Annotated in this window: 20 protein-coding genes and 1 tRNA gene; 8 read left to right on the forward strand and 13 right to left on the reverse strand. The window is 61.6% G+C overall.

Annotated features, from left to right (window positions below):
- Window positions 1–156: 156 nt before the first annotated feature.
- The 3 genes from CAG29_RS07840 to CAG29_RS07850 form a co-directional block, all read right to left on the reverse strand.
- The gene (locus tag CAG29_RS07840; RefSeq protein ID WP_170930383.1) at window positions 157–1,365 is read right to left on the reverse strand and encodes a DSD1 family PLP-dependent enzyme; all 1,209 of its coding nucleotides are present in this window, start codon (window positions 1,363–1,365) and stop codon (window positions 157–159) included.
- Between the two features lie 74 nt (window positions 1,366–1,439).
- Entirely contained in the window at window positions 1,440–2,768 is a 1,329-nt protein-coding gene (locus CAG29_RS07845; protein ID WP_170930384.1) for a D-arabinono-1,4-lactone oxidase, read from the reverse strand.
- Between the two features lie 76 nt (window positions 2,769–2,844).
- Window positions 2,845–3,207 (reverse strand): cytochrome c5 family protein, encoded by a 363-nt coding sequence (locus tag CAG29_RS07850; RefSeq protein WP_085582418.1) that lies wholly within the window; start codon window positions 3,205–3,207, stop codon window positions 2,845–2,847.
- 444 nt (window positions 3,208–3,651) lie between these two features.
- On the opposite strand from CAG29_RS07850, the gene CAG29_RS07855 reads away from it, so the two are divergent.
- Window positions 3,652–5,277, forward strand: a complete 1,626-nt coding sequence (locus CAG29_RS07855; RefSeq protein WP_085640097.1) for an NADP-dependent glyceraldehyde-3-phosphate dehydrogenase — start codon at window positions 3,652–3,654, stop codon at window positions 5,275–5,277.
- Between the two features lie 46 nt (window positions 5,278–5,323).
- Window positions 5,324–6,364 (forward strand): FUSC family protein, encoded by a 1,041-nt coding sequence (locus CAG29_RS07860; RefSeq protein ID WP_170930297.1) that lies wholly within the window; start codon window positions 5,324–5,326, stop codon window positions 6,362–6,364.
- A 3-nt stretch (window positions 6,365–6,367) separates the two neighbouring features.
- Here the strand turns inward: CAG29_RS07860 and CAG29_RS07865 are convergent, their stop codons facing one another.
- Complete coding sequence (locus tag CAG29_RS07865; protein WP_085694165.1) at window positions 6,368–7,261, reverse strand: DMT family transporter; 894 nt, start codon at window positions 7,259–7,261, stop codon at window positions 6,368–6,370.
- Window positions 7,262–7,397: 136 nt separating this feature from the next.
- On the opposite strand from CAG29_RS07865, the gene CAG29_RS07870 reads away from it, so the two are divergent.
- Window positions 7,398–7,835, forward strand: a complete 438-nt coding sequence (locus CAG29_RS07870; RefSeq protein WP_085582410.1) for an Lrp/AsnC family transcriptional regulator — start codon at window positions 7,398–7,400, stop codon at window positions 7,833–7,835.
- 56 nt (window positions 7,836–7,891) lie between these two features.
- Window positions 7,892–8,218, forward strand: a complete 327-nt coding sequence (locus CAG29_RS07875; protein ID WP_085632802.1) for a YceK/YidQ family lipoprotein — start codon at window positions 7,892–7,894, stop codon at window positions 8,216–8,218.
- 73 nt (window positions 8,219–8,291) lie between these two features.
- Here the strand turns inward: CAG29_RS07875 and CAG29_RS07880 are convergent, their stop codons facing one another.
- Window positions 8,292–8,963 carry a Bax inhibitor-1/YccA family protein gene (locus tag CAG29_RS07880; RefSeq protein ID WP_085582406.1) on the reverse strand — a complete coding sequence of 224 codons (672 nt, stop codon included), beginning with the start codon at window positions 8,961–8,963 and terminating at the stop codon, window positions 8,292–8,294.
- A 123-nt stretch (window positions 8,964–9,086) separates the two neighbouring features.
- Here CAG29_RS07880 and CAG29_RS07885 point away from each other — a divergent pair.
- Window positions 9,087–9,174, forward strand: a tRNA-Ser gene (locus CAG29_RS07885).
- Window positions 9,175–9,391: 217 nt separating this feature from the next.
- Here the strand turns inward: CAG29_RS07885 and CAG29_RS07890 are convergent.
- The 6 genes from CAG29_RS07890 to CAG29_RS07915 form a co-directional block, all read right to left on the reverse strand.
- Window positions 9,392–11,119 (reverse strand): bifunctional diguanylate cyclase/phosphodiesterase, encoded by a 1,728-nt coding sequence (locus tag CAG29_RS07890; protein ID WP_085582404.1) that lies wholly within the window; start codon window positions 11,117–11,119, stop codon window positions 9,392–9,394.
- Window positions 11,120–11,131: 12 nt separating this feature from the next.
- On the reverse strand, window positions 11,132–12,877 hold the full coding sequence (locus CAG29_RS28455; RefSeq protein ID WP_085640106.1) for a methyl-accepting chemotaxis protein: 1,746 nt from the start codon (window positions 12,875–12,877) through the stop codon (window positions 11,132–11,134).
- Window positions 12,878–13,086: 209 nt separating this feature from the next.
- Window positions 13,087–14,421: an amidohydrolase gene (locus CAG29_RS07900; RefSeq protein ID WP_218189700.1), complete on the reverse strand. Its 1,335-nt coding sequence runs from the start codon at window positions 14,419–14,421 to the stop codon at window positions 13,087–13,089.
- 121 nt (window positions 14,422–14,542) lie between these two features.
- Window positions 14,543–15,220, reverse strand: coding sequence for a DUF3313 domain-containing protein (locus CAG29_RS07905; RefSeq protein ID WP_085632804.1), 678 nt, complete (start codon window positions 15,218–15,220; stop codon window positions 14,543–14,545).
- A gap of 204 nt (window positions 15,221–15,424) precedes the next feature.
- Window positions 15,425–16,771, reverse strand: a complete 1,347-nt coding sequence (locus CAG29_RS07910; protein ID WP_085582398.1) for a DUF1329 domain-containing protein — start codon at window positions 16,769–16,771, stop codon at window positions 15,425–15,427.
- On the reverse strand, window positions 16,771–18,633 hold the full coding sequence (locus tag CAG29_RS07915) for a DUF1302 domain-containing protein (RefSeq protein ID WP_085694167.1): 1,863 nt from the start codon (window positions 18,631–18,633) through the stop codon (window positions 16,771–16,773). Before CAG29_RS07915 ends, CAG29_RS07910 begins: the two co-directional genes overlap by 1 nt.
- Window positions 18,634–18,925: 292 nt before the next feature.
- Here CAG29_RS07915 and CAG29_RS07920 point away from each other — a divergent pair, with 292 nt between their 5' ends.
- Both CAG29_RS07920 and CAG29_RS07925 read left to right on the forward strand, forming a co-directional pair.
- Window positions 18,926–19,999, forward strand: a complete 1,074-nt coding sequence (locus CAG29_RS07920) for an AraC family transcriptional regulator (RefSeq protein WP_170930029.1) — start codon at window positions 18,926–18,928, stop codon at window positions 19,997–19,999.
- Between the two features lie 158 nt (window positions 20,000–20,157).
- A complete protein-coding gene (locus tag CAG29_RS07925) occupies window positions 20,158–21,723 on the forward strand; it encodes a carboxylesterase/lipase family protein (RefSeq protein ID WP_085640118.1) in 1,566 nt (521 codons plus the stop codon).
- 56 nt (window positions 21,724–21,779) lie between these two features.
- Here the strand turns inward: CAG29_RS07925 and CAG29_RS07930 are convergent, their stop codons facing one another.
- Window positions 21,780–22,814, reverse strand: coding sequence for an AraC family transcriptional regulator (locus CAG29_RS07930; protein ID WP_085656516.1), 1,035 nt, complete (start codon window positions 22,812–22,814; stop codon window positions 21,780–21,782).
- A gap of 186 nt (window positions 22,815–23,000) precedes the next feature.
- Window positions 23,001–24,044, reverse strand: coding sequence for an AraC family transcriptional regulator (locus CAG29_RS07935; RefSeq protein ID WP_170930296.1), 1,044 nt, complete (start codon window positions 24,042–24,044; stop codon window positions 23,001–23,003).
- A gap of 103 nt (window positions 24,045–24,147) precedes the next feature.
- Between CAG29_RS07935 and CAG29_RS07940 the strand changes: the two genes are divergently transcribed.
- Window positions 24,148–25,653: a DUF1254 domain-containing protein gene (locus CAG29_RS07940; RefSeq protein ID WP_085694169.1), complete on the forward strand. Its 1,506-nt coding sequence runs from the start codon at window positions 24,148–24,150 to the stop codon at window positions 25,651–25,653.
- The last annotated feature ends 55 nt before the right edge of the window (window positions 25,654–25,708 follow it).

Genomic DNA, 25,708 nt, shown 5'->3' on the forward strand with positions numbered 1-25,708 from the left:
CAAATGTGGGCGCCAGCCTGCTGGCGATGGCGCCGGCCAAGGCACCGTAGGACGGAAGCAAGGGCGTGGCGCCCGCCCCGAAAGCGTCTTGCCAGCGGACGGCAGGACGCTTTCGCGAGCAGGCTCGCGCCTGCTAGGGGGAATGGTGAAAGGATGTCAGCCGTACACCGGCCAGGTGTCGACGATCTTGCCGCCGCGCACCGCCAGCAAATCGCCGAACTGCAGCAGCACCGCCTCGGTCTGGGTCGGGCGCAGGAAGACCTGGTCCTCCACGTTCAACCCCACGGCGCTGGAGCCGTTGACCATCTCCTGATTGGAACTGCGCCCGTAGACGCCGTTGCTTTGCAGCCCCGGCGGCGATTCGAACTCGGCCATCCAGTTGCCGCCGTAGATGAAGAAAGTCTGGCGCTGGTTGGTGTCCCACCAGGAGAACAGCTTCGACTTGTCGTCCAGCGCCGGGATGTTCACCGCGCCGGTGCTTTTCAGCACAGGCGTGGCGATGTAGGCGGCGGGTTCGTGCTCGACCAGCGACGGCAGGTCGTAGTGGGTCGGTTTGAGCATCGCCGTGCCCACCGACACCTCGGTGCTCAGGGTTTCGTTTTCGTGCATGCGGTAGCTCGGGCTGCCGGCGGTGTTCAGGCACAGGCCGTCGTGCCACAGGGCCGGGAAGCGCTGGCGGGTGAAATCCACGCAGCGCTGATAGATCGCCATCACCTTGGCGAACAGTTCCTGCGGCGAGCCGAGGATCCCCGGCACGCCCATGCCCACGAACGGGTCGTAGCCCATGAACCCGGCGAACGTCAGATGCTGCGGGTTGGCGGCGATCAGCGTGAGCATCTGCCCCAGCGTTTCCAGGTCGCCGACCCCGCCCCGGTGCAGGCCCACATCCAGCTCGATGTTGACCTGCATCCGCGTGCCCAGCCCTTGGGCCAGCGCCAGGTACTGCTGCAGACGTTCGGGGCCGTCGAGCAGCCATTGCAGTTGCTTCGACGGATCGAACGGGCCTTGGTGGGTCTGGTAGAACAGCTCGGCGGAACGCACCGGCAACGGCTTGCCCAGCAGGATGTCGGACTGCGGGAACGTCACCGCGTCATGGTTGAGGAACGGCTGGTGGAACGACATCAGCCGCTGGGTGCCTGCACGCTGGGCGATGTAGCTCAGCAGCCCCGGCGACGGCAGGGATTTCTCCACCAGCCGCAGGTGCTTGCCCGCCCGTTTGACCGAACGCACCACCACGTCGATGTTGTGGTCCAGCCGGTCCAGGTCGATCAGCATCACCGGGCGCATCGGCCCGCGGGCCTTGAGTTCGCGGTTCAGTTCGCGGAAATAGTCGTTGTAGGGCCCGCCGCGGTCACCGGGCCGCAACCACGCACCCACGCCGGCCAGCAGCACGCCGACACCCAAGGTGCCCAACAGGAAATTGCGTCGGTCGACAGCCATCAGCTCACCCCCAGAATCGACGACAGATGGGCATTGAGGAACTTGCCCTGCGGATCCAACGCCTGGCGCACTTCGATGAACTCGTGCCAGCGCGGGTACAGCGGCTGCAGCGTGCGGGCGTTGAGCGTGTGCAACTTGCCCCAGTGCGGCCGGCCGTTGTACTTCCAGAAGATCGGTTCGACGGCGGCGAAGAAGTTATGGTGATCCATCTGGTAATGCTGATGCACCGAGATCGAACAGCTGTCGCGGCCCTCGAACATGCTCAGCGGGATGTCGTCGGCCTTGACGTAGCGGTACTCGATGGGAAACCAGGTGCGCAGGTCCTTGTCGCGGATCAGCTTGAGGATCTCGCGCAGGCAGGCCGGCCCGTGTTCCGCCGGGATCGAGTACTCCATCTCGTTGAAGCGCACGGTGCGCACGTTGGCGTAGATGTCGAACGAGTCGCCCACCCGGTCATCGAAACTGGCCAGGTGGCGCAGGCTGTTGAGCAGCGAGCTGCGCAGCTCGGGGAAATCGCTGCCGTACTTGTCGAGCTTCTCGATCAGGGTCACGAACTCGTTGCCGCCCTCCTCTTCGGGGCTGATCGGCGGCGTGGCCGGGTCGCTGGTTTCGTTGAGGGCGATGGACAAGGCGTAGTCGGAATGGGTGACCACGAGCATTTCCCAGTGCTGGTTTTCCGAGGTGTTCTTGTCGATGTCCTCCAGCAGCTCTTCGGTCTTGGCGATCCACTGGCGCTCGCGCAGGCGGTAGGCCGGACGGTTCTGCAGACGGATCTTCGTGGCCACGCCGAGGGCGCCGAGTGAGACGCGGGCGGCGTTGAACACCTCGGGGTGGCGCTGGCTGTCGCAGTCCAGCACCTGGCCGTCGGCGCCCACCAGTTGCAGCCCGCAGACATGGGCGGAATAGGACTGGAAGGTTTTGCCGGTGCCGTGGGTCGAGGTCGAAATCGCCCCGGCCAGGGTCTGGTAGTCGATGTCGGCCATGTTGTGCAGGGCCTGGCCGATGTCCTTGAGCGGCTGGCCCATGCGCGACATCGGCGTGCCGGCGGCGAACTCGGCCTGCAGGGTGTTCGGGTCGTGGCCGAGCAGGCCGTTGAAGTAGCTCAGCGACAGCAGCGTGCCGTCGGTGGGCACCAGCGCGCTGAAGGAATGCGCCGAGCCCACCGGCCGGATCTTGCCCGGCGCCTGGCGGATGGCCTGGCTCAACTCGTCCAGGTTCTTGGGCGCCAGCCGCGCCGCCGGCAGGCAGCTCTGCCCGCCGGACCAGTTGCGCCAGGGAATCAGCCGTGGCGCGCGCATCAACTGGCCCAATGCCGGGTTCGCGGCCAGCGCGCTGAACGCGCCGACGATGCTCGCCCGTTGCAACAACTGACGCCGTGTCAGATCCATCGTCATGCGGGCACCCTTACTGTGGGATCGGTTGGTCGGCCATGAAGCCGATCAGTTGCAGGAATTGCTCTTCCGAGCACTCTACGCACTGGCCCATCGGCGGCATGCCGTTGTAGCCGTTGATGGCGTGGTCGAGCAGCGTGTCGCCGCCCTGCCGGATGCGCGGCTCCCAGGCCTTGCGGTCGCCGGTCAGCGGCGCGTTGGCGGCGGGGTTGGCGTGGCAGAGCTGGCAGCTGTTGGCGTAGATCTGCGCCAGTGCCGGGTCGGCGGGCGTGGCGGTGCTGGCGATGCCGGCGGCGGCAGGCGCCTTGGCGTCATCGCCGCAGCCCCCCACGGCAACGGCCAGCAGCAGCGGAAGCAGGAATCGGGCGGCCCCCATGGCAATCCTCGCGTTTGGCACCGCGCCCATGGCGGCGGCACCTTTGTTGTTGTGGTCAAGGCAGGGTCAACCTTAAGCCAGCGCCGCGCGGGGGTTGAGGGCATTGCGGGCCAGCGAGGGGGCATCCGGGGCCATGGCGCTGTTGCGCGAACGGCATTTGCCTTGCAGCGCCCTGACCGACGCTATCGCGGGCGAGCCCGCTCCCACAGGCTATGCGGCGCATACAACACTTGTGAACGACAGAGAACCTTGTGGGAGCGGGCTTGCCCGCGATGGCGTCAGGTCAGCTAGCCGCCAAGTCCCTGACACACCGCCATCGCGAGCAACCGGCTCTGTTTCGCGCCTTTGCCTGACCCGCACGGGTTTAACTCCGGGGCCGTTCAGGCGTATAACCACTGAAGCCTTTTCCAATCCGTACGCCGACATCATCTACAGGGTAGTGACATGACCTCAGCAAACATCCTTGGCAACCTGTTCCCATCTGTCAGCGACATCCCGGATAAATACCGCCTCGACGGCCAGACCGAGCAGCGCGAGTACCTGGTCGACGGCGAGCTGCGCCGCTGGGACGGCCCTCTCGCCACCGTGCGCAGCCCGGTGTATCTACACGGCGACAACGGCGACGAACAGGTGATCCTCGGCAGCACGCCGCTGCTGGACGCCGACACCGCCCTCACCGCCCTCGACGCCGCCGTGCGCGCCTATGACCGGGGCCAGGGCCTGTGGCCGACCATGCGGGTGGCCGAGCGCATCCAGCACGTCGAGGCGTTCCTGGGCCGCATGCGCCAGCAGCGCGACGCGGTGGTGAAGCTGCTGATGTGGGAGATCGGCAAGAACCTCAAGGATTCGGAAAAGGAATTCGACCGTACCTGCGACTACATCGTCGACACCATCAACGCCCTGAAGGAGCTCGACCGCCGCTCCAGCCGCTTCGAGCTGGAACAGGACACCCTCGGTCAGATCCGCCGCGTGCCGCTGGGCGTCGCGTTGTGCATGGGCCCCTACAACTACCCGCTGAACGAGACCTTCACCACGCTGATCCCGGCGCTGATCATGGGCAACACCGTGGTGTTCAAGCCTGCCAAGCTCGGCGTGCTGCTGATCCGTCCGCTGCTGGAGGCGTTCCGCGACAGCTTCCCGACCGGCGTGATCAACGTGATCTACGGCAGCGGCCGCGAGACCGTCAGCGCCCTGATGGCCAGCGGCAAGATCGACATCTTCGCCTTCATCGGCACCAACAAGGCCGCCAGCGACCTGAAGAAGCTGCACCCCAAGCCGCACCGCCTGCGCGCGGCCCTGGGCCTGGACGCGAAGAACCCCGGCATCGTCCTGCCGGAGGTGGACCTGGACAACGCGGTCAGCGAAGCGGTCACCGGCTCCCTGTCGTTCAACGGCCAGCGCTGCACGGCGCTGAAAATCCTCTTCGTCCATGAAGACGTGGTCGATCGCTTCATCGAGAAATTCAACGCCAAACTGGCCAGCCTCAAACCCGGCATGCCGTGGGACAGCGGCGTGGCGCTGACGCCGGTGCCGGAGTCGGGCAAGGTCGATTACCTGCACGGCCTGGTGGCCGACGCGGTGAGCAAGGGTGCGGCGGTGGTCAACCCCAACGGCGGCGAGGCCCGCGCGTCGTTCTTCTACCCGGCGGTGCTGTACCCGGTGACGCCGCAGATGCGCGTCTATCAGGAAGAGCAGTTCGGCCCGGTGGTGCCGATCGTGCCGTACCGCCACCTCGATACGGTGATCGACTATGTGCTGGAATCGGACTTCGGCCAGCAGTTGAGCCTCTTCGGCACCAACCCGGTGGCGATCGGCCGGCTCGTGGACACCTTCGCCAACCAGGTCGGCCGCATCAACCTCAACGCCCAGTGCCAGCGCGGCCCGGACACCTACCCGTTCAACGGCCGGAAAAACTCCGCCGAAGGCACGCTGTCGGTGCACGACGCATTGCGGGTGTTTTCGATCCGCACCCTGGTGGCGACCAAGTTCCAGGACAACAATAAGGATCTGATCAGCGAGATCATCCGCGGGCGGGACTCGAACTTCATCGCCACCGACTACATCTTCTGAGGAGCGAACGCCGCTGAGCACCTTCAGCCCTCACCGCTGGCCGCCGCTGCTGCGGCGGATCCTGCGGCCGCTGCTGGACCCGTACCGGCGCTACCGGCATGCCCGGCTGATCCATGCCGTGCGGGTGGCGCTGGGGCTGCTGGCGACCATCGCACTGACCACCGGCATCAACCTGCCCCACGGCGAATGGGCGTCGGTGACCATGCTGGTGGTGATCGGCGGTTTGCAGCACCACGGCAACATCGGCAAGAAAGCCGCCGAACGCGCCACCGGCACCCTGATCGGCGCCGGCGTGGGCCTGGCGCTGGTGGCGCAGCAGGCCTGGCTCGGCCTGCCGTGGCTGACCTACTTCGCCATGGCCGTGGTCTGCGGCTTCTTCTCCTATCACGCCATCGGCAAGGGCGGCTACACCGCCCTGCTCTCGGCCATCACCGTTTTCATTGTCGCCGGCCACGGCGACAACCCCATCACCGACGGGCTGTGGCGCGGGGTCGACATCCTGATCGGCATCGCCCTGGCCCTGGCCTTTTCCTTCGCCTTGCCGCTGTACGCGGTGTATTCGTGGCGCTACAACCTGGCCGATGCCTTGCGCGACTGCGCGACGGTCTACGGACGGATCATCGGCGGCCAGCCGGTCAACGCCGACGAACACCTGAAGCTGATGAACCGCTTGAACGCGGCGATGGTGCAGCTGCGCTCGCTGATGCCGTCGGTGTCCAAGGAAGTGAACGTGTCGATGACCGAACTGGATGCGATCCAGCGCAACCTGCGCCTGTGCATCAGCACCCTGGAGATCCTCGGCAACACCCGGCCGGACGCCAACGACCCGCATGCCATGGCCCATCTGCAAGCGGCGCTGAAGGCCGAACACCGGCATGTCCGCGTGCAGTTGGTCGGCATGGCCCGGGCGCTGAAGTCCGGCGCCGTCCAGCGTCTGGGACGGCCGATGGCGCTGCCGGACGCGAGCCTCGACGCACCGGTCTACAGCGCGCTGGACGGCTACCGGCTGCTGACCCGGCAACTGGCGGCCAACATCGGCGACATGCGCCAGCGCTTGGCGACATCCGCCCCGCGCTGGAACCTTTGAGGACTACTGCGCGGCCAGGCGCCGCGACTTCAGGCCCCAGCCCTGCTGCATGCCGGCGGCGGCCAGCAGAATCGCCGCCACGCCCAGCCATTGCAGAGTCTCCAGGCGATGGCCGAAGGCAACCCAATCGACGAAGATCGCCGCAATCGGGTAGATGAACGACAGGGCGCCGGTCAGCGCGGTCGGCAGTTTCTGGATCGCGCCGTACAGCAGCACATACATCAGCCCGGTGTGGACGATACCCAGCGTCACCAGGCTGGCCCACGCGTTCGGCGTCTGGGGCAGCGCGGAGAAGTGCGCGAACGGCGCCAGCGCCAACACGCCGGTGCAGACCTGGATCAACGCGATCAGGTGCGGCGGCGTGCCGGTGAGGCGCTTGATGATCAACGCGGCGATGGCATAGAGAAACGCCGCGCCCAGCGCCAAGGCGATGCCCGTCAGATAGTCGTTGCCGCTTTCGCCCTGCCCGCCGTGGGCACTGACGATGGCCAACATGCCCATGAACGAGACCGCCAGCCAGAGCAGCTTCTGCAGCGTGATCTTCTCGCCCAGGAACAGCGCCGCCAGCCCCACCAGCATGAACGGCTGGACGTTGTACACCGCCGTGCCGATGGCGATCGAGGCCCGCGAGTAGGAAGCGAACAGCAGCACCCAGTTGCCGACGATCGCCAGTCCGCTGAGCACCGCCAGCAGGAAGGTGGTGCGGGTCAGGATGCCCGGCCGCAGAAAGCCGAACGCGGCGCAGATCAGCAGCAAGGTGCCGGCGCCGAACACGCAGCGCCAGAACACCACGTCCAGCACCGGTTGCCCGGACACCAGCACGAACCAGCCGATCGTCCCGGAAATCAGCATGGCGGCGGTCATTTCGAGTGAGCCGCGGCGCAGGGTCTTGTCCATTTCAAATCTCCTGTGTTGTGGCCAAAGTATGCCAAGCCACGCCGACATCTCTCCAGCGCAAAAAGAAGGCTAAACTCAAGATCCGCCTTTTTTATCGAGGGTGGATGCCCTCCACCGCCTAATCAGGACCCGCACCATGACCGACGACATCGACCAGATCCTCATCGGCGCCTTGATGGAGGACTCGCGCCGCTCGCTCAAGGCCCTGGCGCAGATCAGCGGCCTCTCCTCCCCCAGCGTCGCCGAGCGGCTGAAACGGCTGGAAGAGCGCGGCGTGCTCAAGGGCTACACCGTGGAGATCGACCCGAAGTGCTTCGGCTACCAGTTGCAGGCCATCGTCCGGGTGCGGCCGCTGCCGGGGCAGTTGCAGGAAGTGGAGCGGCAGATCCTGTCGATCCCCGAATTCACCGAGTGCGACAAGGTCACCGGCGAGGACTGCTTCATCGCCCGCCTGCACGTACGCTCGATGGAGCAGCTGGACACCCTGCTCGACCGGCTCAACACCCTGGCGGAAACCAATACCGCCATCGTCAAGAAAACCCCAGTGAAACGTCGATTGCCGCCGATGAACTGAGTGCTTTACCGACGGGATCAGCGTAGATTGATGTTTTTCAGGCGAAGGAATGCGGCATGAAGGTCTTGGCAATGGCGCTGGCGGCGTTGACGCTCACCGGCTGCGGAACGGTGCAGACCGTGGCGCGTTCCGACCAGACGTCCGTGGACTACCTCAAGGACAAGAAAACCTATTGCGGGGCCGTACCGCGGATCTACAGCGGCGTGGCATTCGATTTCTGCCAGTTGAACGCCCAACTGGGAGACGGCGTCGATGCCTTCAACCACAGCAACGCGCCGCTCGGCGTAGTGATCGATGCGGCGGCGTCCGGGGTGCTGGACACCCTGCTGTTGCCTTACACGGTCTACCGGCAGCACACCGACGGCAGCATCGTCATCAACTGATAACGCCTGCGCGTTTTCACAGGCAACAAAAAACCCGCCGAAGCGGGTTTTTTTAGGGTTGCGCGATAACCGATCAGTCGTCGCGGCCCAGAATGCCGAACAGTTGCAGCAGGCTGACGAACAGGTTGTAGATCGATACATACAGGCTGATGGTGGCCATGATGTAGTTGCGCTCGCCACCGTGGATGATCGCACTGGTCTGGAACAGGATGCAGACCGACGAGAACAGCACGAAACCTGCGCTGATCGCCAGTTGCAGGCCGCTGATCTGGAAGAAGAAGCTGGCCAGCGTCGCACCCAGCAGCACGAAGAAACCGGCGGTGATGAAGCCGCCCAGGAAGCTCATGTCCTTGCGGGTGATCAGCACGTAGGCCGACAGGCCGCCGAACACCAGGGCCGTCATCGCGAACGCGGAGCTGACCACTTCGGCGCCGCCCTGCATGCCCAGGTAACGGTTGAGGATCGGGCCGAGCAGGAAGCCCATGAAACCGGTCAGGGCAAACGCCGACACCAGGCCCCAGGCCGAATCGCGAAGCTTGTTGGTGAGGAAGAACAACCCGTAGAAACCGATCAGCACCACGAAGATGTTCGGGTAGCCGACGCGCATCTGCTGGGCCACGAACGCCATCACGCCACTGAATGCGAGGGTGAGCGCCAGAAGGCCGTAGGTGTTGCGCAGGACGCGGCTAACTTCTAGCTGCTCGGCCTGCACGCCGTTGTGAACTGCGTAATCCTGTTCGCGCATGGCGACACTCCTGTTGGTTTGAAACGTTCAGTCGCAAAGATGATAACAGACGCTCTGCAACAAGCCATGTACAGAGTTTGACAGTGTGTTTCATTCAGGTATTATGGCGCCCGCAATGCAAACGGAGGTGTGGCCGAGTGGTTTAAGGCAACGGTCTTGAAAACCGTCGACTGTAACAGGTCCATGAGTTCGAATCCCATCGCCTCCGCCATCTTCTATACGACAAAGCCCTGATTATTCAGGGCTTTGTCGTTTCTGGCATTCAGGAATCCTATTCTTTCCCCCTGGATCGTTTTCGCATCTTTTCAGCCATTTCACGAAGGGCCACTCAGTGGCCCATCCCACACAGCTGTCCAGCACCAGAGCCCGGTTTGAGCGCTACGTCCCCGCAAACGGCTTGCCTACGGTTCCCCTGAAATACCCTCCTGTTACTGAATCCGCCCTTCGACCCAAGTAATGAGTGCCTCCAACGGCATGGGTCTGGCGAACCAGTACCCCTGCCCTTCGTGACATCCTTCGGCCTGCAGGAACGCCAGTTGCTCGCGGGTTTCGATACCTTCGGCAATTGCCTGCATGCCCAATGCACGGGCAATGCTGAGAATGGCGCGCACGATCTCCTGATCGGCGGTACTGCCAGGCAGCATCGCCACGAAGGATCGATCGATTTTCAACTTGTGGAACTGAAGGCTACGCAAGCGGCCAAGGGATGAATACCCCGTGCCAAAGTCGTCCATCGCCAGGCGAATGCCCGAGCGGCGAAACGCCAGCGAATTGCGCATGGCCTGCTCCGCGCCCGTCATGGCCACGTCTTCGGTGATTTCCAGGACCAGTCTCTCGGGTGGCAGTCCGGTCTCCTTGATCATTTGCTGTATCACCTCTACGAACTGCTCGTCGACGAACGAATCCACACAAACATTCACCGCTACCGGCACATCCAGAATGCCCGACTTGATCAGCCAGGCGTTATCGACGCACGCCTGACGAATGACCCAACGGGTAATGGCGGGCATCAGGCGATATTTCTGCGCGATGGCTATGAACTGGCCGGGTGCAAACAGTGTATCGCCATGGTGCCAGCGAATAAGCGCCTCCAGGCCTGAAGGCAGGAAGGTTCGCGTATCGAACTGCAATTGGTAGTGCAGTTCGAATTGCCCAAGCTCAAGCGCTTCGCGCAAACAAGAGACCAGTCGATAGTTGCGCTCGTTTTCCTCACGCATCTCATGGCTGAAAATACGTACTTCGCCGCCCCCGTCGGACTTGCCCCGGTACATCGCGATATCCGCCGCGTTGATCAGTTTGTCCGCCGATCGGCCATGCTCGGGAAACAGACTGATCCCGATGCTGGCCGAGACCAACAGCGGCACACCATCGATGTCGAACAACTGCTGGAGACTCTTGATCAGGCGGTCTGCGATCTGCTCGGCCTTGTCGCCATCGTTCAGCAACAGGAACGCCACGAACTCGTCACCACCGACCCGCCCCAAAATATCGCCGCCCCTCAAAGCCAGGCGCAAACGTTCGGCGACCTGTTTGAGCAGGCGATCACCCACTCCGTGGCCGTAGCTGTCGTTGATGTTCTTGAATCCGTCCAAATCAATGAAGAGCAAACCCAATCGACCGTTGGTCTGCTGGCAATTGCCCAAGGCTTTTTCCAGCATTTCCACAAACTGATGGCGATTGATGCACCCGGTCAGGTCATCGTAAGTGGCCAATTGGGTGATTCGCTTGGTCAATCGATGGCGTTCGCTGATGTCGTAGCAGACGCCGACGAAGGCGCGTTGTCCCCCCAGCTGGAATTCATTGACGTTGAACTGCATGGGGAAATAGGAACCGTCTTTGCGCTGCCCCAGCACCTCGCGCCCGCCGCCGACGACCCTGCGCCTGCTGGCATTGCGAAAACTTTCAAGATAGGTCGGCTGGCGCTGGTTGTAGGCTTCGGGCAGCAAGACCGAGAGATTTTGCCCAAGTAACTCCACTTGGGCGAAATTGAAGTTATGCAGCACCGAGTGGCTTGCCGCCTGGATGATGCCGCGCTCATCGATGACCAGAACCGTATTGGGCGACGCATCAGTGATGGCGTCGAACAGCGACAGGTCCAGGACTATCGGAGCATCGTTGTGTCGGCCACTCGGGGCATCGTCTTTCTGCTGAGACATCGAATGTGCCCCCTACAGGCGGAAGTTGCCGACCTGCGCCGTCAATTCATCACACACCTGACGCAACGTCTGGCAATCCTGCTGGCAGCGATGGGTTTCACTGGAGGTGAAATGAGCCAGGTCGGCAATGCCTTGAACGTTGCGATTGATTTCCTCGGTAACCGAGGACTGTTCCTCTGTCGCGGTCGCCACCTGGCTGTTCATGTCGCTGATCCGTTCGATCTGCGACGCGATTGCCTCCAACGATTGATTGGTCCGCTGGCTGGCATCGACGCCGGTCTGCGTTGCCGCCTGGCCAGCGCGCATGGAACTGACGGCTGTTTCCGCCCCTTGCTTGAGGCCCTGGATCATTTGCTGGATTTCATCCGTGGAGTTCTGGGTGCGACCGGCCAGGGTTCGGACCTCGTCGGCCACGACGGCAAATCCGCGCCCCGACTCGCCGGCCCGTGCCGCCTCGATGGCGGCGTTCAGCGCCAACAGGTTGGTCTGTTGCGAAATGCCGCGAATCACCGCCAGCACTTGATCGATAGACGACACGTGTTCGGCCAGCTCACCGACGGAGTGACCGGCTGTTCCGATTTCCTCGGCCATTTTTTCGATGTGCGCGGTGGACTCACCGACGATGCCGCTGGCTTGATGAGCTTCTGCTTGCGCCACTTGCGACGCCTCTGCCGCACCACTGGCATTGCGGGCGATCTCCTGAACGGTAAGCCCCATCTCATGCACGGCAGTGGCCACCAGGTCAGTCATTTCCCGTTGTTGAGACGCCCGTGCAGCGGTCTCTTCCACCACCTGGGCAACTTGCGCCACAGCACCGCGCAACTGTTCACTCGTCTGGGTAATGGCGCCGATCAGAGTCCTCAACGTACGGGTCATCACCCGCACGCTGCCTAGGGCGCTCCTGTCCGGGGCATCGTGAATCGTCACGGCCAGATTGCCGCTCGCAATTTCCGTCAACACACGGTCCAGTTCGGCTGGGGCGCCGCCCAACTGCTCGATGATTTGTTTTCGCCCCAAGTAAATCATCAGGCCGATCTCACCGATCAACATGAGCAAAACCGCCACAAACAGATTCTGCGCAAAATTCAGCGCGTCGTTTGCCTGTGATACCGCCCGCGATGTGCGCCCTTCCATCAGGCCGAAGAATTCATCGACCGGCTTCATGATCTGTGCCTTGAAGGCATGATATTGCGGGCTGTGCACCAAGGTGCGAGCGAGCGCGAGATCAGGCTCGCCGTTGACGGTGTAGTTGCCTTGGGCATCCACGAACTTGCCCTTGACCGCATTCATCGCCTGGACTTCGAGTTGAACAAGCTTGTCTGAATTGGCCTGCGCTTCCTTGAGTTTGGCGAACTCATCATCCGTGAAACCATCCCGCTTCATCAGGGTTTCCAGGGCCACCGCCTCGCCATCAGGGCGAGGCTGCGCATTGCCCGCCGCGACGAAATCCCAGTAAATACGGTGATAGTCTTCAGGACGCGGAGCCTTCCCGTTACGAATATCGAGAATCTGCAGGTACTCGCGCTCGTACTCCGGGTTGGCCGTCACTACATAAGTCCGCCCCAGGCGGGTCAAATCGTCGGAGCTTTGGCGAAGTTCATCCGCCAGCAAGTAGGACTGATAACGCCTCTCGCTGACCTCGCGTGCATCATGGGCGGCTTGTTTGAGCGTCACGAAGGTGTAAAGCAGGCCTGAAAATGTCGCCACTATCGCAACCAGCACGTATTGGATCGCTCTCGATGTGTTGGCTAATTTCATTTCTATATTCCTGAATCTGGATTTACATGCCCGCAATGGCGATAGCTGCACAGAGGGTTGAGTCCCCGGCAGCCCTGAGCGCCTGACCTGCGCTCAACTGCATTGCGAAATGCTCTAAAGGCATTTGAGATGGCGTAGAAGACTTACCCGACTCCAACCTGGCGATCCTCACCAGGTAAAGAGCCAGAGTCGGGCAACACAACGTGCGGCTATTGCGGTTTGGCGAAAAACGCCAACAGTGTCGCGCTCATGGCCCGCGCACCCGCTGCAATCGCCGGTAGCTCGACGACGAACTTCGGGCTGTGGTTCATGGCCGGCGCCAGTCCTTTTTCGATCAGGTTGGCATAGGCATCGGGGAGCCCGCCCCCCACCTCGACAAACATGATTTTGGTGTCGGGAAAAGGTGTGGCGAGCATGTGAAAGTCTTCCGACCCCATTGCAGGCGGCAAGCCGTTCAATACCTTGTCGGCACCCAGTTGGCGCACCAAGGCGGCACGGGCAATGACGGTCGCCCCCGCGTCGTTGACCAACGGCGTGGAGTGCCCCTTCATGGTGTACACAGGCTTGCGTTCGGTGGGCATATCGTTCATGTCCAACACACCGGTGTTGACCGACTTGATACCCGTGATCATCCGCTCGCGGACACGCTCGTCGTACCAACGCAAATTGAGCTTGAGTGAAGCGCTGTCGGGAATGATGTTGTTGCTGGTTCCCGCCTGAAAGGCGCCCACCGTCAACACGGCCGGCTCGGCCTGATTGACCATGCGACTGACGATGGTCTGATAACCCATCACCGCCATGGCCCCCATTACGACGGGGTCTTTTGCCGTGTGCGGCGCCGAACCATGCCCGCCCACCCCAGGCAACACAACGTCGAGCTGATCGGTGCCCGCCAGTCGCTTGCCCTCACGGACCGCGACACTGCCAGCGGGATAAACCGGGAACACATGGGCCGCCAGCAGGACATCGGGTTTGGGAGCGAAGTCGTAGAGGCCGTTCTGCACCATGGCGTTGGCCCCTTCGATGATCTCCTCGGCAGGTTCGGCCACCAGCACGAGGGTTCCGGACCATTGATCCTTGAGCTGGGTCATGACTTTCGCCACCTCCAACAGCCAGGTGGTATGGGCATCATGACCACAGGCGTGCATCACCGGCTGGTTGGGATCCCCAAGCCAATTTGCGCTTTTGGTGCTTTGGTAAGGCAGCCCCGTTGTCTCTTTCACAGGCAGTGCATCCATGTCGGCCCGATACATCACCACAGGCCCTGGCCCATTGCGAAAAATGCCCACCACACCGGTCTTGCCGATGCCGCTCTTGACTTCAAAACCTCGTGCCTTGAACTCATTGGCCACCAACGCCGAGGTTTCTTTCTCCTGAAAAGCGAGTTCCGGATTCTGGTGCAGGTGTTTGAACACTTCGATCAGATGCGGCTCGTCCTGGGAGACCAGCGCATTGATCTGTTGAGTGACATCTGGGTCTGCGGCCTGCACAGAGCAAGTGCTCAAAGCGATGGCGAGCGAGCTCAAATAAAAACGAAATGGCACAGAAACATCCTCTTGTGCTTGATGGGCAGAGGGAGTTCGCCTGATCAAGGGCTCCCGTTCTTTCATTGGATTGCTCATAAGAAAATGCGGACGGCGAATGACCATCCGAGCGCAAACGCGCTTAGCGGCTTGCGCTCCTGAGCTTTTCGTAACCCTGACGCATGTCGCCGGCCCACCCATCGATGGCTGACTTGACGTCATTGACGGTTAGCCGCTGCTTGTCATTCTCGAGTTCGTGCGCGGTACTTTTGCGTACCACCTGTGCCAGCAGTCTGTGGCTGTTCCCGTCGAGAAACTCAGCCTCAGTAGCGATTTCCACTGTCTGATCACGCCCCCCGGCGGCGGTGTTCACGGTGGCGGCGAGAAACCACAGCGGCAGGAACTCATAAGGCTTCAGGCCTTCGTTATGTGTTGACACGGCGGTGATGGCCGGACGCATAACGATGGTGTCGGGCCCCGGAGCGTTGACCAGCTTCAGTTTTTTGCCGAACTCGCGCTTGAGGGCTTCATCGAAATACTGAGTGATCGATTGCAGTGTCTGGCCGGAAATGACAGCGGTGGTTATGGGCGCGGGATAAAGCTGGCTGGGTTCAATGTAGATCCGGGTGTAGGTCGAAAAGTCTGCCTGGGCATCGACCCAGCGCATCACGGGCTTGCCCGACGCGCTATCGCCAGGTTGCAGATGACTGTAATCCCGCAGAAATCCCGAGTATTGGCCAGGGTCCACTTGCGAACCTGCGCAACCCGTCAGGCCTACAGTTGCCGCCCACAATAGTCCATTGAGTAACATCGCTCTCATTGCATAAGACTCCATTTCAGAATGTCGACAGCGCCCTGAGCACATAGGCCCAGCACCGTCTTGCATGGCTTTGATCACGAAGTCGTGGGTGCCGTGCATCGAAGCACGGGTTCGGAGTTCCGGGAATTGATCCATGGAAACCGGCCCCGCGCGCCCTATGCCAGCAACAGATGGGCGAACCCACTCAGGTGGGCTCGCGCCGACTCACTTACCCAGGCGCCGGATTTCCGCAGGCGTGAAATCGGCTTTGACCATCGGCGCACCGTAGGCGACCTTCTGATTGACCTCGTTGGTCATCTGGGAAACCCCGTAGCGCCCCGAAATCAGGTCGTAAGTGGTTTCGGCAACAGTGGTCGGGACCTGTACGTCGTACAACATCGCGTAGTGCGCTTCGAACAGGCGCCACAACTCGCCGCGGGTGTCATACATGTCCGAAGCCAGGATCTGCCACGAGTCTTCGTCGATGTAGAAGCGGCGCTTGCCGTAGACATGGCGCGCATCGGGTTTGAGTGTTGCCTCGATGACCCATACGCGGTGTTTCTCATAACGCAGCGGATCCGCACTCAGATGCCCGGGCTTGAGCAGATCGGCGTACTTCAGGGATTTGCTGTTCAACTTGTAGGCGTTGTACCCCACCAGCAACTCCTGCTTTCCGATCAGCTTCCAGTCGTACCGGTCCGGTGCTCCGTTGAAGCCGTCGGTCCCGTCGCTGGTGATCTGGCCAAAGCTGTAGCGCGCGCTGCTGTCATAGGAGACGGTGGGCGCGCGGCGTACGCGGCGTTGCCCCGGCAGGTACTGCCAGGCCGAACGCGCCTCTGTGACCTGGTTCATCGGTTCGTGAATCAGGGTCACTTCGCCTGCGTAGCGCGAAGGCGTCAAGGTCTGCGCGCGATAGAAATAGAGCAGGTTATCTTGGGGATCGAGATCCTTGATCCGGTCGCGGAATGCAGCCACCTGGTTGTAGGTCACAACGGTGGATTGTCCTTGGTCCTGAACGGTGGCCGACGCGATCTCTCGAACGAAAGAGCCACCGCGATAACGGGTCAAATGGTTCCAGAGCACTTCCAAAGGTTCAGTGGGCTCTGCAAAGGGAATCCCGAAATTGTAGTTTTTCAGGCCGTACCCGCTGTCGGCCAACTCGACCTTACCCAGGTTAGCCTTCGCTTCATCCTGATCGGTCTTGGGAATCGTGGCGGTACGATGGGTCGGATACACCGGCATGCGATAGTCGGGGAACCGCGTGAACATGGCCACCTGGCCCGGCGTCAGGACACTCTTGTATTGACCGACATTATCCTTGGTCACGGTATAGAGCGGTTTCTCCGCAGCGAACGGATCGGCATAGTCGCCGTTCGCGCTGACGGGAGCCGCGTTGGCGGCGATGCCCCCCGTCCAGGCCGGAATGCTGCCATCGCTATTCCCTGCTTTCTCCGACCCCATGGGTGTCAGTTTCGCACCGATCAACCCAGGGTCGTTCTGTTTGGCTTGGACAATGGCGCAGGCGGCCATCAAGGCCAGAACGAGCGGCAATTTCTGTGTGATGTTTTTCATTAGAAGCTCACCTTGAGATTCACCGAGGCGAAATCGCGGTCATCGATGGTGGAGAATTTGTTGTTTCCAAGGAATTCGTTGTAGGCAAATTCCAGCGAGTAATCGTTGCGGTAGTCGAAGGTCAATGTCAGACCCACGGCTTGTTGACCTTCCTGGAAATTGGGGCCATAGCCCTCGACGTCATGTCGCCAGTTGATGGCGGGGGTAATGACCGTTGCCGGCAGAAACTCCTCATAGGAAAGACCTGCGCGCAGGCGATACCCCCAAGAGAAGTTGGTATAGATGCCATCGGTGTTGCAGTAGTCGGCATTCATCTGCGCGACTTGCGCGGCGTTCAGACCGCCAGCGCCGGCACCGACGCAGGAAGTGGCGACACCGGTGGTGGGCAAGGTACGTCCGTAGCCGCCGGCGCGACCGAAACGCTCCCCATCCATGTCATCGATCCAGTTGAACCCCACCTCTCCCGCCAGTGAAAGGCGGTTGGCCCCCATGACGTTGGAAAGGGTGTCGACCGCGCCAAGGCTGAACTGCCAAAGCGGTTTGCGCGCATAACCGTCGACTTCGGAACCTCGGGCCGCCGCCAGTTGCGCAGGCGTCAACGGCAGGATCGGCGTGGTGTTCGAACCCGCCAGCAGTCCGACGAAATCCGCGCCGTTGTAGGCCAGCGGCATGTTGGGCCGATAGCTCAGTTCACCGAAGGTGGCGGTGGTGCCGATGATGCCGCTCAGGCTGGCGCCGAAGAGACGGATGTCCTCGGGGTAGACGTTTGAGTAGTCGCCGGTATTGATGTTGACGTTGGCCCCCGCCGGCGCCTGGCGGGCAATGACGCCCTGAAGCTGTGGAGTCCTGCTGTGGTAGTTGATGTAGTACAGCCCCAGATCGGCATCATGCAACGACTCGATGGTGTAGTGCATGGCAAGGCCGTACTGGCCGGTATCACTGGGGTAGTCCGTGGACGTGCGTCGCAGATAGCGTTCACGCTGCGCGTTGGCGGCACCCGCTGCGGGATTGAAGTCCTGCAGGGATTGGGCCGTGGTGCCGGTGCCGCCGGCGATCATGTAGTTGTTCTGGCAGCCTTCCTGCAGGTTGTCGGCAATACTGAAAAAGGTGCCGCAACCATCGAATACCGAAGGACGGAAGTTGTACTGCCAGAACCCTTCCAGGCTGACCGAGTCGCTCAAGTCGAAGTTGAAGCTGATCATCTCGACGGGCAACTGCCCTTCCTTGAGCTCCACCCCCGGCCGGTTGAAGGCCGAGACGTCGAGGGGGTTGATCACGTTGACACCGTTCTGAATGAACAATGCCTCGCCCCAACTCAGCACTTGATTGCCGACTTTGACGTTCAACGAATGGTCGGCAATGTTGAAGTCCTTCCAGACATAAGCATCCAGTACTTCGAATCCTTTGAATCGGGCGAGGTCCTGCCAGCCGGAATCATTGAATTTCTCGTAGTCACCGTTGCCTGTCTCCAGGGCATGGTCATACCAGTATTTGAAACGAACGAAGGCGCCCTGCGAACCATCGTTCAGATCGAAGTCGGTCAACCCTTTGAACACCGTCGAGAGGGTGTCGCCCTTGCTGAAGTTGAGCTTGCCGTTATCGGCGTTGTAGTTAACGCCGGTGCCGGTTTTCCCGATAGTGGCTGCATCCGCGGCCGTCATCTGGAACTTGTCGGCATTTTTCAGCGCCCAACTGGTGCCCAGACTGAGTGTGGTGTTAGTGGTCAGCCCCCAATCATCGTTGACCTGCCAGGTTGTTGCATTGACAGACTGGCTGCCGATGGCAACGCCCAATGCAAGCAGGTGCGGATAAGGAAGCGATGTTTGACGGCGGGCTCTGCGGGTGATTGAGACTTGCTTCATGTGTTGACTCACCTGTTATTTTTTTATTGGCGATGAGGCACTCAAGCGTCCGCCAGTCACTTGCAGGTGCTGGCGATAGTCCTAATAACGCAAAAAGCGAATGCCCCGCTGTAACCATGCGAGCAAACAACGCGCAGGCATGAGTCATTGGCTGACAAATAGTTTCCCCGGAGTGGGATGGCGCTCTCGGCATACCGGGACATTGCTGTGGGGCTGATCCGTGCATGCAGCCGGTGCTGGCCGGAAATCGGGCCGCAGCCCCTGCCGATTGCGCGTACAGGCGCGGCGCGTCATGCTGGAGATCCTTTTTCCCCTGGCAGTAGACGCAGTGATGGAGACCACCCCGCCACCCCCGACTCCAGGTGCCAGAACCACCCTGGCGTCGGTCGCACGCGCCATTACCAAAACCCTGGAGACGGACTACGGCATCGATCCGTTGCCCGTACTGATCGATCTGGGACTCGACCCGGCCATCCTGCAGGATAACGAACTGCGCATGGATCTGACCGACATCACACCCTTGTGGCTGCGCGCAACCGAACTCAGCGGCGACCCGAACGTCGGCATTCGGATTGCCAGGCGCCTTGCCCCCTCCGATCTGTACGGCATTGATCTGGCGCTCTATACCAGCGCCACGCTCGGCGACGCCGTGCGACGTTTCGTGCTCTTCCTTCCATTGATCACCACTGTCACCCGACTACACCTGTCGCAGGACGACAGGGGGGACTGGCGGATGGAAACCCGCCTCACCGGTGTGCGAGTGCCGGCCGATGCAGCACGGGATTGTTTCAACTATCACAACGTGAAGATGTTTGAACGCCAATGCTCCTCAAAGGCCCCGGACTTTCTGCGCAGACTGGAACTCCCCCGCTCCCGGCCGGCCGACCCGACACCCTGGCTGAAGTTGGGCGTTGAGGTGCTGTTCGGGCAATCTTGCTCAACGTTGGTCTTCAAGCGTGAGGCATGGGATAAAGCCCTGCCAGGTGCCAACGCGCACTGGCTGGTTCGAGTTGAACAGCCGATTCTGCAGCACCTTGCCCGGCTTGGTGCACCTGTACCGCTCAGCGCATTGCGGGCAGGCCTGGCCGAAATACTCGGGCAGGAAGTCAGCCCGCAACATCTGGCCGACGCGCTGACGCTGCCCTTCGAATGCGTGAACCTTTCCCTGGCCCAGCAAAAGACCACCTTTGCAAAACTGCTTGATCAAACCCGAGAGACGCAGACGCTCAACCTTCTGGCCTTGCCCGACCTGACGCTGGACCAGGTCGCCAGTCGTGTGGGTTTCAGCTCCAAAAGCAGCTTGATCCGGGCGTTTCGACGGTGGAAAGGTATCACCCCGCTCAGTTACCGAAAACAGATCGGTTAACGGCAGCCGATTCGGCTCTCAGTATTCTTTTTGTCAGTTGAAGACATGCGTATGCGTCTGAGGCCCTACAGAATTTCGATCGTTATCGTCCAGGCATGCGTGATGCCGACTGCGCTACCTGCAGTTGAGTAACGGGTTGAATCAAGGGAGACAGGGAAATGAAAGTTCCATTCTGGGTCGCACCGGTGCTGCTGGGCAGTTGGCTGCCCCTGCTGGCAACGGCGGCAACCGGCAAGCCACCGTTTCCTGAACAGGTGCGCGTCGATACCGGGTTGCTGCAAGGTGTCGCCAAACAAGAGGTACTCAGCTTCAAGGGCATTCCCTATGCCACGCCCCCCATCGGTGAATTGCGCTGGCGGGCGCCGCAACCGCCCAAGGCGTGGGACGGCGTGAGAAGCGCAGACGCTTTCGGTCCAGAGTGCATGCAAGTCGACAAGGTGGCCATGTCGGAAGATTGCCTGACCCTGAACATCTGGCGACCGGCCGCCGCCAGCACCCAACCACTGCCGGTGATGGTATGGATCTACGGCGGCGTACTGGTTCATGGCGCGACATCCCTCTACCCGGCGGATGCCTTGGCCGCGCAGGGCGTTATTGTCGTCAGCATGAATTACCGCATGGGACGCCTGGGGTTCTTTGCGCACCCCGCTCAAGAAAAGGACGCGCCGGATGAAGTGCACGGCAACTATGGCTTCCTCGATCAGCAGGCAGCGCTTCAATGGGTGCAGCGCAACATTGCCGCATTCGGCGGCGACCCCGGGCAAGTGACGCTTTTCGGCGAGTCGGCCGGGGGTGGTTCGGTTCTGGTGCATCTCACCTCCCCTTTGTCCAAAGGGCTGTTTCAGCGCGCCATTCTGCAATCGCCCGGCATTCCGACCGCCCGCATGACGGCCCTGCCGTTGACCTCACTTGAACAGGCCAGGCAGCGCGCGCTGGACTACGCCCGCTCGCAAGGCATCCACGGCGACGGTGCGCAAGCGCTGGCGGCGCTGCGCAAACTGCCCGCAGAAAAACTGGTGCAAGGCACCTCGGCGTCTGAAGTGATGGCCGGGCTTTCCCGTGGTGTCCCCGTCAGCGGCGTCGCTGGCGCCATCCTCGATGGACGCATGATCATCGAGTCGCCGGAACAAGCACTGGCTGCGGGGCATCAGGCCAAGATGCCTGTACTGGTCGGCGCCAACAGTCGAGACCTGGGGATCGGCGATGCCAAGAGCAAGGACGAACTGTTCGCGCGTTTCGGTGAGGCTTCCGATGAAGCCAGGCGGCTGTACGACCCGAGCGGTGAACAAGCGCTGGAGGAACTGAAGAGCGATGTCCTGGCCGACGAGACGCTGATTGAACCCGCCAGGCACTTGGCGGACGAAGTGGCCAGGTCAGGGCAACCGGTCTGGTTGTATCGCTTCGGCTATGTCGCCGAAGTCCTGCGCGGCAAACAAAAGGGTACGTTGCATGCCCTGGAGATTCCTTACACCTTTGACTTGCCGGCTGCGTTGGTCGGTAAGGGCGTCACTGCCGACGACAAGGCCATGGGCCGTCTTGCCAGTGCCTACTGGACGGCATTCGGCAAAAGCGGCGACCCCAATGGTGCAGGCAGGCTGCAATGGCCCCGGCACGATCCGGCGATCGATCGACTGATGCATTTCACTAATGAGGGCCCTGTCGTCGGGACCGACCCACTCAAGCCGCGCCTGGATCTGGTCGCTGGGCAACGGGCGCATCAGTGACCGCCTGCGTCCTGTGAGCTGCCCGGGCCTGCGCCGGCCCCGGGCCGTTCGAAAAGTCAGTGTTTGAACAGCGCCTTGCGGTAAGCCAAAGGGGTCATTGCTTTCCAGCGCCGAAAAGCCCTGATCAGGCTGCTTACCTTGCTGTAGCCGACCCGCGAAGCAATCTGCGCCAGGCTCAACCCCGGCATGGCCAGCAGATGCAGCGTTTGCGCTTCGCGTGTTTGATCCAGTAGCTGGCTGAACGTGACGTGCTGTTGTCCCAGCGACTGTTCCAGGCTCTGTGGAGAGATACCCAGATCGGCGGCGAACTGTTCCAGGCTCAAGGGCCGGTCCAGTCGATCAATCAAGCGAGTGCGCAATGCACTCAACGGCAGAGGTGCCCCCAGTCGCGCAAGTTGGCGCAGGATCGGCTGCTCGACTTGCGCCAGCAATTTCGCGTTCGTCCCCAGTATCGGCCTGTCCCAGATGTCGGCGTGAAAAACCATCGAAGCATGGCCGCGACCAAAATGGATCGGTACGCCCAAGGCCTGCCATGGCGTCGGGTCGACGGGGTGCGCACGGGTCAGTTCAATCCGACGCAAGAAGCGCCTTGCCGTCATTTGGCACTGCCGCTCGAACAGGTGGATTTGCGCATAGATGAAAAAATCCCTGGCGGGCGCCGAGGGTTCGCCACCGCTTTTGAGGTGATAACTGAGCACCCAGTCACCGTTGCAATCGCGCTGCACCCTGCCTTCGGTGGCGGTGGTGAGCAGCACCAGGAGCTGGGCGAAGCGCTGGACCGCCTCACCCAGCGTTGCGCTCGCATAGAGCGCCAGATCGATGCCATACAAATCCGCCGGCGCGATGTGCCGGGCGATACGCAGGCCGAACTGTTCCTCTGCAGTGAGTTTGACGCACAGCGCCCACAGCTGGCTGAAATCGGGCAGAGGGATGCGTTGCTCATCGGTCGACAGCGCGCCGGATGCGAAACCGGCACTCTGCAACACGGCGCTGGCGTCGATGCCGTACTCGGCTTCCAGTCCTCTGGCAATGCAGCGAGCCACCGTCGCCAGCGTGGTATGGGATACATCGGCTGAAGGGCTGGAACTCATGGGCACGGGCTTGGCGGTCGAAAAAAAAGCGTCCCGCCTGATCGACGGGACGCTCAATAAGAGTGGTGTTCAAGGTCAATGACAGGGTGCTGCTCAGCGACGCTCGATCACACACTCACTGCCATACTCGAGCACCAAGATTGGCACCGGCGAGCGCATTCATGTGAGGCGCCAACCGACAAAAAATTAACCCTGCCCGCCCTTTCCGTCACGCAGCTCGCTGGGTGTGGTGCCATACCAGCGGCGAATCGCACGGGTGAAACTGCTGACTTCACTGTATCCCAGTTGATCGGCGACTTCGGCGATTGACAGAGGGCTGTCCAGCAAGAGGTCATGGGCCAGGTAGCGTCGATGGATATCGATCAGCTCGCTGAAACTCCAGCCATCGCGCAGCAATGCCCTGTGCAGGGTGCGAGCGGTCATGTGCAGCCGTTCGGCCATGTCTTCCAGATTGATGCCTGTGCGCAGCTCCTGCAGTACGGCACTGCTGGCCATTTCCAGCAAGCTGCCTTTGGCGGTCTGGCAGGCGTAGTCATCCATGGACTCTTCCAGGGCCTTGCGCACGCTGAGCGGGCCTGCCGGTCGTTCGAACTGCAGCGCCTCGACGTCCAGCACCATTTCATCGCGTGGTGCGGCGAAATACACCGGTCTGTCGGCCAGGCGCTGCCAAGGGCCGGCGTCGACGGGGGGCGGACGCCGCAGGTGGATCTCAATGATCGGGTTCGGCGCGCATATCCAGCTGCGCAAATGATGGATCTGCCTGGCGCACCAGTAGTCGACCTCCTCCACCGCCGGTCGCAGTTTTGCAGGGGCCTGCAACTCGAAGCGCAGCGTGCCGGGTTGCTGATCGAAGTGAAGTTGGAGGTGACTGGCCACCAGCGGCCAGAAGCGCTGCATCATGTGCAGGGCCTCCAAGCGTGTAGGCGCCAGCTGCATCAGATAATTCAAGCCGAGCAACTGGCCCAGATCCGCAGGCCTTGCGGCGGCCACGCCAATGGCAGGGTCATCGTCCAACGCTCGCGCGCACTCCCAGAAGTGTCGCGAAAGAAACGCCGGCAGCCGCAGATACGGTTGGCGCAATGCCGACAACGGGAAATTCCAGCGCTGCTGCAGCGCCTGCATCGATGTTCCCCGCGACTCCAACAAGCGAATCCCCGCCATGACCGTCGAAGGCGAAAGCGAAAGGCGGTCGCGGTGATTGGGGTAATTATTTGTCAGCCAAGGATTCATCTCTGCTCACCGGTTGCCTGCAAGTTTCTTCAGGGCCACGTCGTTGCGCGGCCTCAGGGGATCCCCCTCATGCGAGAACAAAAATAACAGGTGAATCAAAGAAATGAAGCATAAATCAGCCAGCGCCCCCCAGGACAACACGAATCGAGCCGAAGGCCATTGGGGCCTGAATGACTGGATCGACACCCACACGGGGATGTACTGCAGACGCGACATGCTCAAGGCACTGGCTGTGTTGGGGGCCACCGGCCTGTCGACCGGTCTCGCGGCCGGACCGCTCTGGACCAGCCCGGCGGCACTGGACGAAGAGGCAGCCTACAAACTGGGCATGCAAGCCTATGTCTATGGCTATCCGTTGATCTATTTCGCACGCCTGCGCTATTCGCGCATGATGGATGGCGACCCGATGATGCGGGTTCGCCAGACCTGGGGGCAATGGCTGCACCGCAATGTGCCCGTGACACCGGACATCGCCGGTGCGCCGCAAACGGATACGTTGTATTCCAGTCTATGGCTGGACCTGCGTGCGCAGCCTTACATCGTCACCATTCCCCGCATGGACGATCGCTACTGGAGCGTTCAGTTCTGCGATCTGTTCGGGTCGACCTTCGGTCTTCCGAGCCGGCGCAGCCTGCCCCAGGGCGGACGTGTAGCGGTGGTCGGCCCTGACTGGAACGGCATGCTGCCTGTCGATATCGATCTGGTTGTCCGTGCGAAGATCCCGCAAACGTTCAATGTCATGCGCATCTTCTTTGCGAACGAACAAGACCGTCTGAAGGTCATCGACTTTCAACAGCGCTTCGTCGTCGCGCCGCTGTCAGACTTTCTGGCCGGCACGGACTCCGTTCCCGGGGTCGAAGCCGAGCTACCTCGCCCGCCATTGCCGACGGAAGACCCGCTGGCCGATTTCAAGATCCTGCAGGACATGTGGCAGGAATGCCCACCACCCATGGAAGACGCCACCCTCGTCAACCGTTTTGCCAGCCTTGCATTGGCCCAGGGGCAGCATGGTTTCGAGCACCTCTCCCCCGAAGTCCAGAGAGGCCTCAAGCGCGCCGAGCAGGATGGACGCCAGACGGTGATTCAGGCATCGCGGGCGCTGGCCGGAATGCATACCGCCAACGGCTGGACGCTGCCCAAACGGACCCTGGGCTACTTCCATGACAACGACTACCTGTATCGGGCTTCAGTGGCTTTGGCCGGTACAGTGGCGTTGCCCGTGACCGAAAACCCTTACCACGTCTTGCAGAAGGATGGCTCCGGCGCCCTGCTCAACGGTGATGTGCGTTACACGTTGCATTTTTCCGCCGACCAGATACCCGATGCCGAAGCCTTTTGGTCGCTGCACGCCTATACCGCCAAATACACGGTCATCGATAACCCGATCCACCGCTATGCCATCGGAGATCGCACAGCCGGTTTGAAATACGGCAGCGACGGCAGCCTGGATATTTATGTCCAGGCCGAGGATCCGGGCGCGGACAAGCGCGCCAACTGGTTGCCGGTCAAGAAGGGCGATCTTTTCTGGTTGATGGTGAGGGCCTACGAGCCACGCGGCTTGATGAAGGAGCTGCGCTGGGACGGTCCGACGCTGATCAGGCTCGGCTGATCGCTCTGCCCTCTGCAGACAACCGGCATTGCCTCCCGGCAAGGCCGGCACTTTT

Origin of the sequence: Pseudomonas sp. B7(2017) (genome assembly GCF_002112745.1) — a bacterium.
GTDB classification, from domain to species: domain Bacteria; phylum Pseudomonadota; class Gammaproteobacteria; order Pseudomonadales; family Pseudomonadaceae; genus Aquipseudomonas; species Aquipseudomonas ekonensis.